Annotated in this window: 14 protein-coding genes; 10 read left to right on the plus strand and 4 right to left on the minus strand. The window is 65.7% G+C overall.

The window, feature by feature from the left end; translation table 11 throughout:
• The first annotated feature begins 178 nt into the window (after positions 1-178).
• On the plus strand, positions 179-514 hold the full coding sequence (locus AXA74_RS09860) for a DUF2325 domain-containing protein (protein WP_029578685.1): 336 nt from the start codon (positions 179-181) through the stop codon (positions 512-514).
• Positions 515-680: 166 nt separating this feature from the next.
• Here the strand turns inward: AXA74_RS09860 and AXA74_RS09865 are convergent, their stop codons facing one another.
• Entirely contained in the window at positions 681-1,346 is a 666-nt protein-coding gene (locus AXA74_RS09865) for a C40 family peptidase (RefSeq protein ID WP_029578684.1), read from the minus strand.
• Between AXA74_RS09865 and AXA74_RS09870 the strand changes: the two genes are divergently transcribed.
• The 6 genes from AXA74_RS09870 to ltaE all read left to right on the plus strand — a co-directional run bounded on the left by AXA74_RS09870 (position 1,341) and on the right by ltaE (position 9,338).
• Positions 1,341-3,479, plus strand: a complete 2,139-nt coding sequence (locus AXA74_RS09870; protein ID WP_267461123.1) for a propionate--CoA ligase — start codon at positions 1,341-1,343, stop codon at positions 3,477-3,479. The two genes, AXA74_RS09865 and AXA74_RS09870, sit on opposite strands and share 6 nt — an antisense overlap.
• Positions 3,479-3,886, plus strand: coding sequence for a heme-binding protein (locus AXA74_RS09875; RefSeq protein WP_029578682.1), 408 nt, complete (start codon positions 3,479-3,481; stop codon positions 3,884-3,886). Before AXA74_RS09870 ends, AXA74_RS09875 begins: the two co-directional genes overlap by 1 nt.
• A gap of 83 nt (positions 3,887-3,969) precedes the next feature.
• Positions 3,970-5,196, plus strand: a complete 1,227-nt coding sequence (locus AXA74_RS09880; RefSeq protein WP_032957228.1) for an MFS transporter — start codon at positions 3,970-3,972, stop codon at positions 5,194-5,196.
• Positions 5,197-5,346: 150 nt separating this feature from the next.
• Positions 5,347-7,326: an acetate--CoA ligase gene (gene acs, locus AXA74_RS09885; RefSeq protein ID WP_029578680.1), complete on the plus strand. Its 1,980-nt coding sequence runs from the start codon at positions 5,347-5,349 to the stop codon at positions 7,324-7,326.
• A gap of 94 nt (positions 7,327-7,420) precedes the next feature.
• A complete protein-coding gene (locus AXA74_RS09890) occupies positions 7,421-8,305 on the plus strand; it encodes a DMT family transporter (protein ID WP_032957217.1) in 885 nt (294 codons plus the stop codon).
• Positions 8,306-8,324: 19 nt separating this feature from the next.
• Positions 8,325-9,338: a low-specificity L-threonine aldolase gene (gene ltaE, locus AXA74_RS09895; RefSeq protein WP_032963959.1), complete on the plus strand. Its 1,014-nt coding sequence runs from the start codon at positions 8,325-8,327 to the stop codon at positions 9,336-9,338.
• A gap of 2 nt (positions 9,339-9,340) precedes the next feature.
• On the opposite strand, the gene AXA74_RS09900 is transcribed toward ltaE, so the two are convergent.
• The 3 genes from AXA74_RS09900 to AXA74_RS09910 all read right to left on the minus strand — a co-directional run bounded on the left by AXA74_RS09900 (position 9,341) and on the right by AXA74_RS09910 (position 12,233).
• Positions 9,341-9,655, minus strand: a complete 315-nt coding sequence (locus AXA74_RS09900; RefSeq protein WP_032957213.1) for an antibiotic biosynthesis monooxygenase family protein — start codon at positions 9,653-9,655, stop codon at positions 9,341-9,343.
• A 63-nt stretch (positions 9,656-9,718) separates the two neighbouring features.
• On the minus strand, positions 9,719-10,552 hold the full coding sequence (locus AXA74_RS09905) for an NAD-dependent epimerase/dehydratase family protein (protein ID WP_029578677.1): 834 nt from the start codon (positions 10,550-10,552) through the stop codon (positions 9,719-9,721).
• Positions 10,553-10,586: 34 nt separating this feature from the next.
• Positions 10,587-12,233 (minus strand): electron transfer flavoprotein-ubiquinone oxidoreductase, encoded by a 1,647-nt coding sequence (locus tag AXA74_RS09910; RefSeq protein ID WP_032957210.1) that lies wholly within the window; start codon positions 12,231-12,233, stop codon positions 10,587-10,589.
• A gap of 132 nt (positions 12,234-12,365) precedes the next feature.
• Here AXA74_RS09910 and AXA74_RS09915 point away from each other — a divergent pair, with 132 nt between their 5' ends.
• The 3 genes from AXA74_RS09915 to AXA74_RS09925 all read left to right on the plus strand — a co-directional run bounded on the left by AXA74_RS09915 (position 12,366) and on the right by AXA74_RS09925 (position 14,290).
• Positions 12,366-12,836, plus strand: a complete 471-nt coding sequence (locus tag AXA74_RS09915; RefSeq protein ID WP_029578675.1) for an acyl-CoA thioesterase — start codon at positions 12,366-12,368, stop codon at positions 12,834-12,836.
• A gap of 89 nt (positions 12,837-12,925) precedes the next feature.
• Positions 12,926-13,624, plus strand: coding sequence for a CoA transferase subunit A (locus AXA74_RS09920; protein ID WP_029578674.1), 699 nt, complete (start codon positions 12,926-12,928; stop codon positions 13,622-13,624).
• Between the two features lie 12 nt (positions 13,625-13,636).
• Positions 13,637-14,290, plus strand: coding sequence for a CoA transferase subunit B (locus AXA74_RS09925; protein ID WP_029578673.1), 654 nt, complete (start codon positions 13,637-13,639; stop codon positions 14,288-14,290).
• The last annotated feature ends 164 nt before the right edge of the window (positions 14,291-14,454 follow it).

The following is a 14,454-nucleotide window of genomic DNA, read 5'->3' on the forward strand; positions in this document are numbered from 1 at the left end:
CGCCCGAGCCGCCCTCCCAGGGCGGTTTTTTTTTGATAGAGGCAGGGCGATGCTCAGGGAAGCTATGCCCACCGGCAAACCCATTGAAATAATCAAATAAGAATCACTCTCATTTGATTTGACTAAACAATGGGAATCATTATCATTACCACACACGCAACAACCGATGAGGTGAATCATGGTGGCAGGCTTGAGTGCGGTGGTGGTCGGTGCGGACCGGCTGGGCAATATCCCGGACCTCTTGAAGGGGCACAATATTTCAATCACGCACCACATCAGCGGGCGCGATCCCTCGCACCAAAAAAAGACCTTGCAGCTGCCCTCGGGCACGCAGCTGGTCATCCTGCTGACCGATTTCCTGGGGCATAACGTCATGAAGACCTTCCGCAATGCCGCGCAGCGTGGCGGCATCAAGGTCGTCGCTTGTCGGCGCTCGGTGTGCAGCATGCAGCAGGCGCTGCAGCAATGCGGTCTGTGCAGCCAGGGCTGCGACAAAAAAGCCACGCGACATTGAGTGTTTGCCCCATCGCCTTCTTGCCATCCCGGCCCCGGGCAGGCATCGGCCCGGGATTGCCCGGCACGTCTTGAGCTTGAAGCGGCTGCATAGCCGCCCGCGCCCCTTGTGGGCGCTTTTTTTATCCTGGGGGTGGTCCGGCACCGGCTTCGGGCCGGTGTGTCGCCTAGTCGTTGGAAGCGCGGGCCGAAGCCAGCAGGCTGCCATCCAGGCGGCGGGCGCCGTTGTAGCGCTTGGACCAATAGGCCATGGTCATGTCTTCGACACGGACCACGCCGCCCGCGCTGGGCGAGTGCACGAAGCGGTTTTCGCCCATGTAGATGCCTACATGCGAATAGCGGCGTCCCAGCGTGTTGAAGAACACCAGGTCGCCGGGGCGCAATTCCTTGCGATCGATGACCGTGGCCTGGCGGGCGATGTCGGCGGCATTGCGGGGCAGCTTCAGGCCCAGGGAACGCTCGACCGAATAGGCGACCAGGCCGCTGCAATCAAACCCGGTATCGGGCGAATTGCCGCCGAAACGGTAGCGCACGCCCAACTGATTGAGGGCTTCGGCCACCAGGGCGCTGTCGCTGGCGAAGGGAGCCTGCGCCTGGCGCTGGCGTTCGCGCTTGAGCTTGTGGGTGACAAGCAGGCCGATGGGGTCATCGGCGGTGGCGACCCACTCGGTTTCGTAGGGGTCGATTTCGGAGTCGTAGGCAGAGGTTTGCGTCCCCTTGGTCGCGCAACCCGCCATCACCGCCACGCAGAAGACCGACGCACACAGGCGCAGGCCCCGGCGAAAGAGGCGGGAGGAGGTGTCAGGTAGCGCGAGGCAGGAGTGTCGATGCATGCTCACCGAGACCGGTCCGGCGCCCAGAAACTGGGGGGCGGATCATGGTTAGAAAAAATTTATCGGGGGATTCTACCAAACCTATTATTACATCCGGGTGTAAGCGCATACGAAAAGCGCAGTTTCCGGCCCGGAGTGCCTGGGGGAATCCCCAGGTTGGGTGGCAAGCCTGGTGCAAGGTTGGCCACCGAGAATAAGGTAAGACGAATTACCGAAGCGCTACCGAACCATAACAGGAGACAAGGCATGGAAAAAACCCGGGATTTCCACTATCGGTCCATCCATGAGCGGGATGCCTTCTGGCGTAAAGAAGCCGAGCGCATTCACTGGGAGACGCCGTTCGAGGAGGTATTGGATTTCACCCGTCCCCCATTTGCCAAGTGGTTTGTCGGCGGCCGCACCAACCTCTGCTACAACGCCGTGGACCGCTGGCTGCCCCAACAGGCCGATGCGCCGGCCCTGATCTGGGTGTCCACCGAGGTGGACCAGGAGCGCGTCTACACCCGCCGTGCCCTTTACGAGGAGGTCAACGCGGTGGCTGCCATGCTGCGCGAGCAGGGGGTGGAGCGCGGCGACCGCGTGCTGCTCTACATGCCCATGGTGCCGGAGGCGGTGTTCACCATGCTGGCCTGCGCGCGGCTGGGCGCCATCCATTCGGTGGTGTTCGGCGGTTTTGCCTCGGTCAACCTGGCCCAGCGCATCGACGACGCCCAGCCCAAGGTGGTGGTCTGCACCGACGGCGGCTCGCGCGCCGGCAAGGTGGTGGCCTATAAGCCCTTGCTGGACAAGGCTTTGTCGCTGGCCCAGCACCCGCCCGGAGCGGTGATCATGCTGGACCGGGGGCTGGCGGCCTGTGAACGCCAGCCCGGGCGCGACCTGGATTATGCCGAGTTGCGGGCCCGACACGAGGGCGCGCAAGTGCCCGTGGCCTGGCTGGAATCCTCCGAGCCGAGCTACATCCTCTATACCTCGGGCACGACCGGTCGCCCCAAGGGCGTGCAGCGCGACACCGGCGGCTATGCCGTGGCCCTGGCCTCATCGATGGAGTATCTGTTCGATGGCCGGCCGGGCGACACGTATTTCTGCACCAGCGATATCGGCTGGGTGGTGGGCCATTCATACATTGTCTATGGGCCGCTGATCGGCGGACAGGCCTCCATCCTCTACGAGGGCACGCCGGTGCGTCCGGACGGCGCCATCCTCTGGAGCCTGGTCGAGCGCTTCCGGGTCAATACCCTGTTTTCGGCGCCCACGGCGGTGCGGGTGCTCAAGCGCCAGGATCCCGCGCTCCTGAAGCGCCATGACCTGTCGTCGCTGCGCGCGCTCTATCTGGCCGGCGAACCCCTGGACGAACCCACGGCGCAATGGATCTCAGAGGGGCTGGGCAAGCCCATCATCGACAACTACTGGCAAACCGAATCCGGCTGGCCCATCCTGTCGGCCCAGCCAGGGGTGGAGCGGGTGCCGACCCGTTTCGGCAGCCCGTCGTTTCCGGTCTATGGTTTCGATGTGCGCGTGGTGAGCGAAGCCGACGGCCAGGACCTGGGGCCCAACCAGAAGGGGGTGGTGGCCATCGTGCCGCCGCTGCCGCCGGGGGCGCTGTCCACCGTATGGGGCGATGACGAGCGTTTTGTGCAGACCTATTTCTCGTCCATCCCGGGCCGCCAGCTTTATTCGACTTTCGATTGGGGCCTGCGCGATCAGGACGGCTATTGGTTCATCCTCGGGCGCACCGACGATGTCATCAATGTGGCGGGCCACCGCCTGGGCACGCGCGAGATCGAGGAGTCGGTCAACAGCCATGCCGATGTGGCCGAGTGCGCCGTCGTGGGCGTGGCCGACAGCCTGAAGGGGCAGGTCGCGCTCGCCTTCGTGGTGCTCAAGAGACCGGAGACGCTGGAGGCCGAAGGCGCGGCCCGGAGCCTGGAAGGGGATATCATGCGCGTGGTGGAGGATCAGTTGGGCGCGATCGCGCGGCCTGCCCGCATCCGCTTTGTCGGCGCGCTGCCCAAAACGCGCTCCGGCAAGGTGCTGCGCCGGGCCATCGTGGCGGTTTGCGAAGGCCGCGATCCCGGTGATCTCACCACCATTGAAGATCCCACCTCACTCGAACAGATCAAGGAATCGCTGTAATGAAATCCAAACCGGTGCTGGCCGCGGAAGACGTCAAGAAGATCCTCGCCGCGGCCGAGGCGCATGCGCTGGCCCATCAGTGGGCCGTGTCGATCGCCGTCGTGGATGACGGCGGCCATCTGCTGGGCCTGCTGCGCGGCGACGGCGCGGCGCCCATTTCCTCCCACATCGCGCCGGCCAAGGCCCGCACCGCCGCGCTGGGCCGCCGTGAATCGCGCCTCTATGAAGAGATCATCAACAACGGCCGCTATTCTTTCCTGTCGGCGCCCGAACTCGAAGGCATGCTTGAAGGCGGTGTGCCCGTCGTGGCCGACGGCCAGGTGGTGGGCGCCGTGGGCGTGTCGGGCGTGAAGTCCAGCGAGGATGCGGAAATTGCCCGTGCGGGCATTGCGGCGCTGGGCCTGTGAACCTGCCGGCGCAAGACAGCGCCGGTGAAGACCGGCGCCTGCTCAACCCCGGCGTGCGCCGGCGCGAAGTCTGGGCCTGGGCCATGTATGACTTCGCCAATTCCGGCTACACCACGGTCATCCTGACCACGGTGTTCAGCACCTATTTCGTCGCCGTGGTGGGCCAGCGCGCCCATTGGGCGACGCTGGCCTGGACGGCGGCGCTCTCGCTGTCCTATCTGGCCATCATGCTCACCATGCCCACGCTGGGCGCGCGTGCCGATGCGCGCGCGGGCAAGCGCCGCCTGCTCTATGCCAGCACCGTGGGCTGTGTGCTGGCCACGCTGCTGCTGGCGCGCACGGGTCCGGGCGATGTGTGGCTGGCCCTGGCGGCCATCGCCGTCTCCAATTACTGCTATTGCATAGGCGAGTCCGTCGTGGCGGCGTTTCTGCCGGAACTGGCGCGCCCCAAGGCGCTGGGCCGCGTCTCGGGCTGGGGCTGGAGCTTCGGCTATTGCGGCGGCATGCTGACGCTGGGCCTGTGCCTGGCCGTGGTGAGCCGCGGCGAGGCCGCCGGCCAGGGCGCCGAGCAATATGTGCCCTGGGTCATCGTCGTGACCTGCGTGGTGTTCAGCCTGGCGGCCTTGCCGTCATTCCTGCTGCTGCGCGAACGCGCCCGGCCGCATGCCATGAACCTGGCCGCGCCCGATATGCTGCGCCGCCTGGCGCGCGCCTGGCGTGAGACCGGCGAGCACTTCCCGGAGTTCCGCCGCCTGTTGATCTGCGGCGCCTGCTATCAGGCCGGCATCGCGGTGGTGATCACGCTGGCGGCCATCTATGCCGAGCAGGTGATGGGATTCACCATGCCGCAGATCATGCTGCTGGTGTTCACCGTCAATATCGCCGCGGCGGCGGGCGCCTTCAGCTTCGGCTATGTCCAGGACCGTATCGGGCACAAGCGCGCCCTGGGCCTGACGCTGCTGGGCTGGATCGTCATGGTGTTGGTGGCTTATTCCGCCACCACCGTGCCGGTCTTCTGGGTCGCCGCCACGCTGGCCGGCCTGTGCATGGGCACCAGCCAGAGCGCCGGGCGCGCCATGACGGGCGCGCTGGCGCCGGCAGGCCGCCTGGCGGAGTTTTTCGCGCTCTGGACCTTCGCCGTCCAGTTGGCGGCGGTCGTGGGGCCGCTGACCTATGGCCTGGTGACCTGGCTCACCGCCGGCAATCACCGCCTGGCGATTCTGGTGACGGGGCTGTTCTTCGTGGGCGGCCTGTTGTTGCTGGCCCGCGTGGACCTGGCCCGTGGCATCGCCCGCCGGGAGGCCGGCTGAGCCGGGCTGCTATTCTTATGAACTGGCCACCATGCAAGGCGCCGCGCGAGCCGGGACAGTCCGCCTGCGTAAGGTGCTCGTAAGAGCATGGCGATACGGTTGCGTGTCGACAGAACGGCAGCACCAAAATCACGAATCGGAGACAAAACCATGTCGAATGCCATCCAATCCGTCTTGGTGGAAACCCGCGTGTTTCCCCCGCCCGAGCGCGCCGTCACGGGCGCGGCAATTTCGGGCATGGACGCTTACCGCGCGCTGGCCGAAGAGGCCGAGCGCGATCCCGACGGTTTCTGGGCGCGCCATGCGCGCGAAAACCTGCAGTGGACCAAGCCCTTCACCGAGGTGCTGGACGAAAGCCAGGCGCCGTTCTATCGCTGGTTCGGCGACGGCGAGCTCAATGTCTCGGCCAATTGCCTGGACGTGCACCTGACCAACGGCAATGCCGAGAAGACCGCCATCATCTTCGAGACCGACGATGGCAAGGTCGAGAAGGTCAGCTATCGCGAACTGCTGGCCCGCGTGTGCCGCTTCGCCAATGGGCTGAAGTCGCTGGGCTATAAAAAGGGCGACCGCGCCATCATCTATATGCCGATGTCCATCGAGGCGGTGGTGGCCATGCAGGCCTGCGCCCGCCTGGGCGTGACGCACTCGGTGGTCTTTGGCGGCTTCTCGGCCAAGAGCCTGCAGGAGCGCATCGTCGACGTCGGCGCCTCGCTGGTCATCACGGCCGACGAGCAGGTGCGCGGCGGCAAGGTCATTCCGCTCAAGCCGGCGGTCGAGGAGGCGTTCGCCATGGGCGGCTGCGATGCCGTCTCCAAGGTCATCGTCTATCGTCGCACCGGCGGCAAGGTCGCCTGGACCGAAGGCCGCGACCTCTGGATGCACGAGGTGCAGGCCGGCCAGCCCGACACCTGCGAGCCGGTGCCGGTCAATGCCGAGCATCCGCTGTTCATCCTGTACACCTCCGGCTCGACGGGCAAGCCCAAGGGCGTGCAGCATTCGTCGGCCGGTTACCTGCTGTGGGCGCTGTTGACGGTCAAGTGGACCTTCGACGCCCGCGCCGACGATGTCTATTGGTGCACGGCCGACGTGGGCTGGGTCACCGGCCATACCTATATCACCTATGGTCCGCTGGCCGCAGGCCTGACGCAGATCGTCTTCGAGGGCGTGCCGACTTTCCCCAATGCCGGCCGCTTCTGGGACATGATCGCGCGCCACAAGGTCAGCGTGTTCTATACGGCGCCCACGGCCATCCGTTCGCTGATCAAGGCGTCGGAAGCCGCGCCGCAGACCCACCCGCGCAATTTCGATCTCAACAGCCTGCGCATCATCGGCTCGGTGGGCGAGCCCATCAATCCCGAGGCCTGGATCTGGTATCACAAGAATGTGGGCCAGGAGCGTTGCCCCATCGTGGATACGTGGTGGCAGACCGAAACCGGCGGCCACATGATCACACCGCTGCCCGGCGCCACGCCGCTCAAGCCCGGATCCTGCACCTTGCCCTTGCCGGGCATCGCCGCGGCCATCGTCGATGAGACCGGCGCCGACGTCGAGCAGGGCAATGGGGGGTTCCTGGTCATCAAGCGGCCCTGGCCCGCCATGATCCGCACCATCTGGGGCGATCCGGAGCGCTTCAAGAAGAGCTATTTCCCGCCCGAACTGCGCGGCTATTACCTGGCGGGCGACGGGGCGCAGCGCGACGCCGACGGTTATTTCTGGATCATGGGCCGCATCGACGACGTGCTCAACGTCTCGGGCCACCGCCTGGGCACCATGGAGGTCGAGTCGGCGCTGGTCGCGCATGAACTGGTGGCCGAAGCCGCCGTGGTGGGACGCCCCGACGACACCACGGGCGAAGCCGTGGTGGCCTTCGTGGTCCTCAAGCGCGTGCGCCCGGAAGGCGAGGAGGCCCAGGCCATCGCGAGGCAACTGCGCGACTGGGTGGCCAAGGAGATCGGGCCCATCGCCAAACCCAAGGACATCCGTTTCGGCGACAACCTGCCCAAGACCCGTTCCGGCAAGATCATGCGCCGCCTGCTGCGTGTGGTCGCCAAGGGCGAAGAAGTGACCCAGGATGTCTCCACGCTTGAAAACCCGGCCATCCTGGAGCAGTTGTCCAAGCCTCTGTAAGCCGGCCGACAAGACCAAGAGAGCATAATGAGGGCCTGCGCGGGTGCGCAGGCCTTTTTTTCGGCCGATGTTCTTGTCTTTTCGGGAGTTTGCAGTGAATCGCAGTAGTTTCGACCGCTCGGGTCTGGGCCTGATGCTGGCCACCATCCTGGTCTGGTCGGGCGCCTGGATTGCGATGAAGCTGATTGTTCCCTATATCGGTCCCTATGATTTCGTGGTGGTGCGCTATCTGTGCGGCGCGTTCGTCCTGTTTGCCGGCGTGGTGCTTAGCGGCCGGCCGCTGGCCATGCCGCCCTGGCGCCTGACGGTGCTGGTGGGCTTGACGCAGACGGCCGGCTTCCAGGGCTTTGTGCAGACGGCGCTGGTCACTGGCGGCGTAGGCAAGGTGTCGCTCATGGCCTACACCATGCCTTTCTGGGTGATCCTGCTGGCCTGGCTGATCCTCAAGGAGCGGCCAAGCCGCATGCATTGGGCCGGCATCGCGCTGGCGGCCTGCGGCCTGTTGTGTTTCGCCCGGCCCTGGGACGGCCTGGGCGACGACTTCCTGCCCATGGCCCTGGGCGTGGGCAGCGGCCTGTGCTGGGCCCTGGGCACGGTGCTGTCCAAGCTCATGTTCGACAGGCACGCGCCCGATATCCTGACCTTCACCGCATGGCAGATGCTGGTCGGCGCGCTGGCGATGACACCGGTGGCGCTGCTGGTGCCGCAGATCGATGCCGTCTGGGGCTGGCAATTGTGGACGGGGATGACCTATATCATCCTGGTGGCCACCGCCTTGGCCTGGGTCATGTGGCTGCTGGTGGTCAGGCGCGTGCCGGCCTCGATCGCCGGCCTGTCGGCCCTGGGCGTGCCGGTGGTCGCCGTCCTGCTGGCTTGGTTGATCCTGCATGAACGACCGACCCCGATGGACCTGGCGAGCATGCTGTTTATCATGGCCGGCATCTGGGTCGTCAGCCGGGCCCGGCCGCGCAAGGCCTGAATACGAAATGGAAACCACGATGATAGATTTTCGCAGCGATACCGTAACCCGCCCTTCGGCGGCCATGTTGCAGGCCATGACGCGGGCGCCCTTGGGCGATGACGTGATGGGTGACGATCCCAGCGTGATCAGCCTGCAGCGCGCGGTGGCCGAGCGCGCGGGCAAGGAGGCGGGCCTGTTCTTCCCCACGGGCACGCAAAGCAATCTGGCCGCCCTGATGGCGCATTGCGGTCGCGGCGATGAGTATCTGGTGGGGCAGTTGGCCCACACCTATAAATACGAGGGCGGCGGTGCGGCTGTGCTGGCCAGCATCCAGCCCCAGCCTATCGAGCACGATGCGGACGGCTCGCTGCCGCTGGCCAAGCTGGCGGCGGCCGTCAAGCCCCTGGGCGATGCGCACTATGCGCGCACGCGCCTGCTGGCGCTGGAAAACACTTTCCAGGGCAAGGTGATTCCGCAGGCCTATATGCTCGAGGCCACCGCCTTTGCGCGGGGCAAGGGCCTGGGCACGCACCTGGACGGCGCGCGCGTCTTCAACGCCAGCGTGGCCAGCGGGCTGCCGCTGGCCGAGCTATGCCAGCCTTTCGATACCGTGTCGATCTGCTTTTCCAAGGGGCTGGGCGCGCCGGTGGGATCGGTGCTGGTGGGCAGCCAGGCCTTGATCGACCAGGCCCGGCGCTGGCGCAAGGTGCTGGGCGGCGGCATGCGGCAAGCCGGGGTGCTCGCCGCGGCCGCGCACTATGCGCTGGAGCACAATGTGGCACGCCTGGCCGAGGATCACGAAAACGCGCGCCGGCTGGCCCAGGGGCTGGCGGCGCTGCCCGGCGTGCAAGTGCATGCCCAGGACACCAATATGGCCTTTGTGAGCTTCGCGGCCGAACACCGGGCCGCACTGAATCAAGGCCTGAAAGAAGAGGGCATCCTGATGAGTGCCGTCTATGACGGCCCCGTGCGTCTGGTGACGCATCTGGATATCTCGCGCCAGGACATCGAGCAGGCCTTGCGGGCGTTTGCCCGTTTGCTGGGCGCCTGAGTTCAGGGCACCTGTTCACGGTCCTCCAGGCCGTAGTCGCGTACCACGGCCGCCACGCGCAGGCGGTAGTCGGCAAAGACGCCGCCACGGCCGGCCGCCTGGGCCTGGCGGTGCGGGCCATGCTCGCGCCAGGCCCGCACGCTGGCCTCATCGCGCCAGAAAGACAGCGACAGCAGCTTGTCCGGATCCGACAGGCTCTGGAAGCGCTCGACCGAGATAAAACCATCCATGGTCTGCAGCGCCGGTTTAAGCTGCGCGGCAATATCCAGGTAGGCCTGGCGGTCGCGCGGGATGACTTCGAAAATGACGGCGATCATGCGGGCTCCTCAAGATGCGTGGCACAGTGTGGCGCGCCTGCCCGGCGCTTGCTTCGATCGCGCTCAAACCATGCCGCGCTCGATCAGCTCGCGATAGCCGGCCAGAGAGTCCGGCCAGCGCAGGGCCAGCCCGCTGTCCTTGAGTCGCCGGTTGCTCATGCGTTTGCTGCCGACATGGGCCGGCGCCGGGCCGGGGGCCGGAGACGGGGCCTGCAACAGGCAAGCCAGGGCGCTGTAAAGGCGGTCCAGCGGCATGGGCGTGTCGTCGGCCCCAAGATAGCAGGGCAGGGGCGCTGGCAGATGCAGCAGATGGTCGACCGCGGCGGCGGCATCATCGATATGGATGCGATTGGCCCAGTGGCCGGCCGCGGCGCGTGCCTGGCCTTCGCGCAGGCGCTGCAGCAGCTGGCTGCGCCCCGGTCCGTAGAGACCGGCCAGGCGCAGCACCACCGCGCCGGGCACTTGCGCTTGCAGCCATTGTTCGGCTTCCAGCAGCAGGCGTCCGTTAAAGCCCTGGGGGGCGGGCGGCGTGTCCTCGTCTATCCACTGGCCGCCGTGCTCGCCATAGACGGCTGACGACGATACGAAGACCCAGCGCCGCGGCCGTGGGCCGAGCGCTGCGAGCAAATGGCGCTGGCCATCCACGAAGACCGCCCGGTAGCGCTCGGGATCGCGTCCGCCCGGGGCCGGCAGATAGGCCACGCGGTCGACGTGCCGGGGCAGGCCGGCCAAGCTGGCCGGGTCCGCCAGGTCGGCGGCGATCCAGCGGATCCCGGCCGCCGTCGCCGCAGGAGGGTGGCGGCGCAAGGCCCAGACCTCCTGGCCGCGCGCCAGCAGGCGGTCAGCCACGCGCAGGCCCAGATCGCCGCAACCGGCCAGCAATACGGCTTGCGCCATGGCTGCTCCCTAGAGAGGGCCGTGCCCCCCCGCTTTACATCCCGTTGTAGACCGGACCTTCGCCGCCCTGCGGGGCGACCCAGACGATGTTCTGCTTCGGGTCCTTGATGTCGCAGGTCTTGCAGTGCACGCAGTTCTGCGCGTTGATCTGCAGGCGGTCCGCGCCGTGGTCGTCCTTGACGAATTCATACACCCCGGCCGGACAGTAGCGCGCCTCGGGGCCGCCATAGGTGGCCAGGTTGACCTCCACGGGGATGTCCGGATTCTTCAGCGTCAGGTGGATGGGCTGGTTTTCTTCGTGGTTGGTGTTGGAGATGAACACCGAACTGAGGCGGTCGAAAGTCAGCTTGCCGTCGGGTTTGGGGTAGTCGATACGCGCACATTGCGCCGCCGGCTGCAGGCTGGCGTGGTCGGGCTTGCTGTTGCGCAGCGTCCAGGGCATCTTGCCCTTGAGCAGCCATTGTTCGATACCGGTCATGACGACGCCGACGCTGCGTCCCTTCTTGAACCATTGCTTGAAGTTGCGCGCCTTGTTCAGCTCTTCGTGCAGCCAGGAGGACTCGAAGGCCTGCGGGTAGGCGGCGAGTTCATCGGCGCGGCGGTCGGCCACGATGGCGTCGAAGGCGGCCTCGGCGGCCAGCTTGCCGGATTTGATCGCGGCATGGCTGCCCTTGATGCGCGAGGCGTTCAGGAAGCCGGCGTCACAGCCGATGAGCGCGCCGCCCGGGAAGACCAGCTTGGGCAGCGACAGCAGGCCGCCGGCGGTGATGGCGCGGGCGCCGTAGGCGATGCGCTTGCCGCCCTCGAAGGTGCCGCGGATGGCGGGGTGGGTCTTGTAGCGCTGGAATTCCTCGAAGGGCGACAGCCAGGGGTTGGCGTAGTCCAGGCCCACGATCAGGCCGACCACCACGAGGTTGTTGTCCAAGTGGTAGAGGAACGAGCCGCCATAGGTATCGGAGTCCAGCGGCCAGCCGGCAGTGTGCACGACCAGGCCCGGGCGCGATTGGGCCGGATCGACTTCCCACATTTCCTTGATGCCGATCCCATAGGACTGGGCATTGCGGCCTTCGGCCAGGTTGAAGCGCTCGGTCAGCTGACGGCCCAGCTGGCCGCGGGCGCCCTCGGCGAACAGGGTGTAGCGCGCCAGCAGCTCCATGCCGGGCTGGTAGTGGTCAGTGTGCGAGCCGTCGCGGGCCACGCCCATGTCGCCGGTCGCCACCCCGCGCACGGCGCCGTTTTCGTCGTAGAGCACTTCGACCGCGGCAAAGCCGGGGAAGATATCCACGCCCAGGGCCTCGGCCTGCTCGCCCAGCCATTTGGCGACTTCACCCAGGCGGACGATGTAATTGCCCTTGTTGTGGAAACAGGCCGGCAGCAGCCATTCCGGGGTGGAGCGGGCGCCCTTGTCGGACAGGAAAAGGAATTTATCCTGGGTCACCGGCACGGTCAGCGGCGCGCCTTTTTCTTTCCAGTCAGGAATCAGCTCGGTCAGGGCGATCGGGTCCATGACCGCGCCGGACAGGATGTGGGCGCCGATCTCTGAACCTTTCTCCAGCACGCAGACGCTGATTTCATGGTTTTTCTCGGCTGCCAGTTGTTTCAGGCGGATGGCGCTGGCGAGGCCGGCGGGGCCACCCCCCACCACGACCACGTCATACTCCATCGACTCGCGTTCGGACATTTGTAAAGCTCCCCTTATTCCAGTCCCACTCCCGCAGGAAGTATCATCAAAGATCCGTCGATTGTATTGCAGCTGGCGCCAGGCCGCCGCCGCAAACCGGCAGTGACGGAAAATGAATTCCAGGAGTACCGTTTGGACCGCGTGACACCCGAACCGGCGCCGCTTGAAGAAGGCGCCTGGCACCAGATCGACCTGCCTTTGCGCTGGGGCGATATGGACGCCTTGAACCACCTGAACAACACGATTTATTTCCGTCTGATGGAAGAGGCGAGGGTGTGCATCCTGCGCCAGGCCAATATGAAGCTGCCAGATGACGAGGGTCCTATCCTGGCGCATGCCTCCTGTGATTTCATCAAGCCCTTGAACTACCCGGCGACCGTGCGCGTGACGCACCGCCTGCTGCGCCTGGGCCGCTCCAGCATGGAGCTGGAGCTGACGCTGGAGATGGTGGGCGATGACAGCGGCCCCTATGCCCGGGGCCGCAATGTGCTGGTCTGGATGGATTATGTGGCCAATTGCTCCAAGGCCTGGCCGGCCCACGTGCTGGCCCGTCTGGGGGCCCAGTTCAACCCGCCTGGCAACAAGACGGCCCGGTGCCGCTAAAATCTGCGGCAAAGCACAAAAACGATGGCGGGGGGAGCTGTCTCCCCGGCGGACAACCGATCTCAGGATCTCAACAAGGAGCTGGAGCGATGGACAAGGTTTATGCAAGCGCCAACGAGGCGCTGGCAGGCATCGTCAAGGACGGGCAGATGATAGCGGTGGGGGGCTTCGGCCTTTGCGGCATCCCCGAGGCGCTGATTGCTGCGCTGCGTGACTCAGGCGTCAAGGACCTGACCTGCGTGAGCAACAACGCGGGCGTGGACGGCTTTGGCCTGGGGCAGCTGCTGAACACCCGCCAGGTGCGCAAGATGATCGCTTCCTATGTGGGCGAGAACAAGGAATTCGAGCGCCAGTACCTGTCCGGCGAACTGGAACTCGAGTTCACGCCCCAGGGCACGCTGGCCGAGAAGCTGCGCGCCGGCGGCGCGGGCATCCCGGCCTTTTTCACGCGCACCGGGGTGGGCACCATCGTTGCCGACGGCAAGGAAATCCGCGAATTCGACGGCCAGCAATACGTGATGGAGCGTTCGCTGACCCCTGATGTCTCCCTGGTCAAGGCGCATATCGCCGATCGCAGCGGCAACCTGGTGTTCCGCAAGACGGCGCGCAATTTCAATCCCAATGTGGCCATGGCCGGCAAGATCACGGTGGTCGAGGTCGAGAAGATCGTCGACACCGGCAGCCTGGATCCCGACCAGATCCATCTGCCCGGCATCTATGTGCATCGGATCGTGCTCAACGCCAATCCCGAAAAGCGCATCGAACAACGCACCACCCGCCCGGCCTAAGGAGACGACGACATGGCATGGTCCCGCGATGAAATGGCCGCCCGCGCCGCGCGCGAGCTGCAAGATGGTTTTTACGTGAACCTGGGTATCGGCTTGCCGACCCTGGTCGCCAACCACGTGCCCAAGGGCGTGGAAGTCTGGCTGCAATCCGAGAATGGCCTGCTGGGCATCGGCCCCTTCCCGACCGAAGACGAGGTCGATCCCGACCTGATCAATGCCGGCAAGCAGACCGTCACCACCTTGCCCGGCTCCTCGATCTTTTCCTCCGCCGACTCCTTCGCGATGATCCGCGGCGGCAAGATCAACCTGGCCATCCTGGGCGCGATGCAGGTCTCCGAAAAGGGCGACCTGGCCAACTGGATGATCCCCGGCAAGATGGTCAAGGGCATGGGCGGCGCCATGGACCTGGTGGCCGGCGTCGGCCGCGTGGTGGTCCTGATGGAGCATGTCGCCAAGAAGAAGGACGGCAGCGAAGACATCAAGCTGCTGCCCGAGTGCACGCTGCCGCTGACCGGTGTCGGGGTGGTCAACCTGATCATCACCGACCTGGGCGTCATGGAAGTCACGCCGTCGGGCCTCAAACTGCTGGAAGTGGCTCCGGGCGTCACGGTCGAGGAAATCCAGGCCAAGACGCAGGCCAAGCTGGACGTCTCCGCCGTCCGCTAAGCCGGGCTCGGCGAACCCTGCCCGCCGCGCAGGCGGGCAGGGTTTTTATTTGCCTTGAAAACCACTCTATCGAAATGGTTTTTCTCGTCCGACGCCAGGGTAATCCCTAAATATGAAAATTTATTTTCTTTTCTAAAATGCGCGGGTAAACAAATTTACATGCC

This window comes from Bordetella hinzii LMG 13501 (assembly GCF_001548475.1).
GTDB classification, from domain to species: Bacteria; Pseudomonadota; Gammaproteobacteria; order Burkholderiales; family Burkholderiaceae_B; genus Bordetella; species Bordetella hinzii.

Bases quoted from the DNA above. Each gene is read 5' to 3' on its own strand.
- AXA74_RS09860 (WP_029578685.1), top strand. From the start codon at position 179: ATGGTGGCAGGCTTGAGTGCGGTGGTGGTCGGTGCGGACCGGCTGGGC.
- AXA74_RS09870 (WP_267461123.1), top strand. From the start codon at position 1,341: ATGCATGCTCACCGAGACCGGTCCGGCGCCCAGAAACTGGGGGGCGGA.
- AXA74_RS09865 (WP_029578684.1), bottom strand. From the start codon at position 1,346: ATGCATCGACACTCCTGCCTCGCGCTACCTGACACCTCCTCCCGCCTC.
- AXA74_RS09875 (WP_029578682.1), top strand. From the start codon at position 3,479: ATGAAATCCAAACCGGTGCTGGCCGCGGAAGACGTCAAGAAGATCCTC.
- AXA74_RS09880 (WP_032957228.1), top strand. From the start codon at position 3,970: ATGTATGACTTCGCCAATTCCGGCTACACCACGGTCATCCTGACCACG.
- acs (WP_029578680.1), top strand. From the start codon at position 5,347: ATGTCGAATGCCATCCAATCCGTCTTGGTGGAAACCCGCGTGTTTCCC.
- ltaE (WP_032963959.1), top strand. From the start codon at position 8,325: ATGATAGATTTTCGCAGCGATACCGTAACCCGCCCTTCGGCGGCCATG.
- AXA74_RS09900 (WP_032957213.1), bottom strand. From the start codon at position 9,655: ATGATCGCCGTCATTTTCGAAGTCATCCCGCGCGACCGCCAGGCCTAC.
- AXA74_RS09905 (WP_029578677.1), bottom strand. From the start codon at position 10,552: ATGGCGCAAGCCGTATTGCTGGCCGGTTGCGGCGATCTGGGCCTGCGC.
- AXA74_RS09910 (WP_032957210.1), bottom strand. From the start codon at position 12,233: ATGTCCGAACGCGAGTCGATGGAGTATGACGTGGTCGTGGTGGGGGGT.
- AXA74_RS09920 (WP_029578674.1), top strand. From the start codon at position 12,926: ATGGACAAGGTTTATGCAAGCGCCAACGAGGCGCTGGCAGGCATCGTC.
- AXA74_RS09925 (WP_029578673.1), top strand. From the start codon at position 13,637: ATGGCATGGTCCCGCGATGAAATGGCCGCCCGCGCCGCGCGCGAGCTG.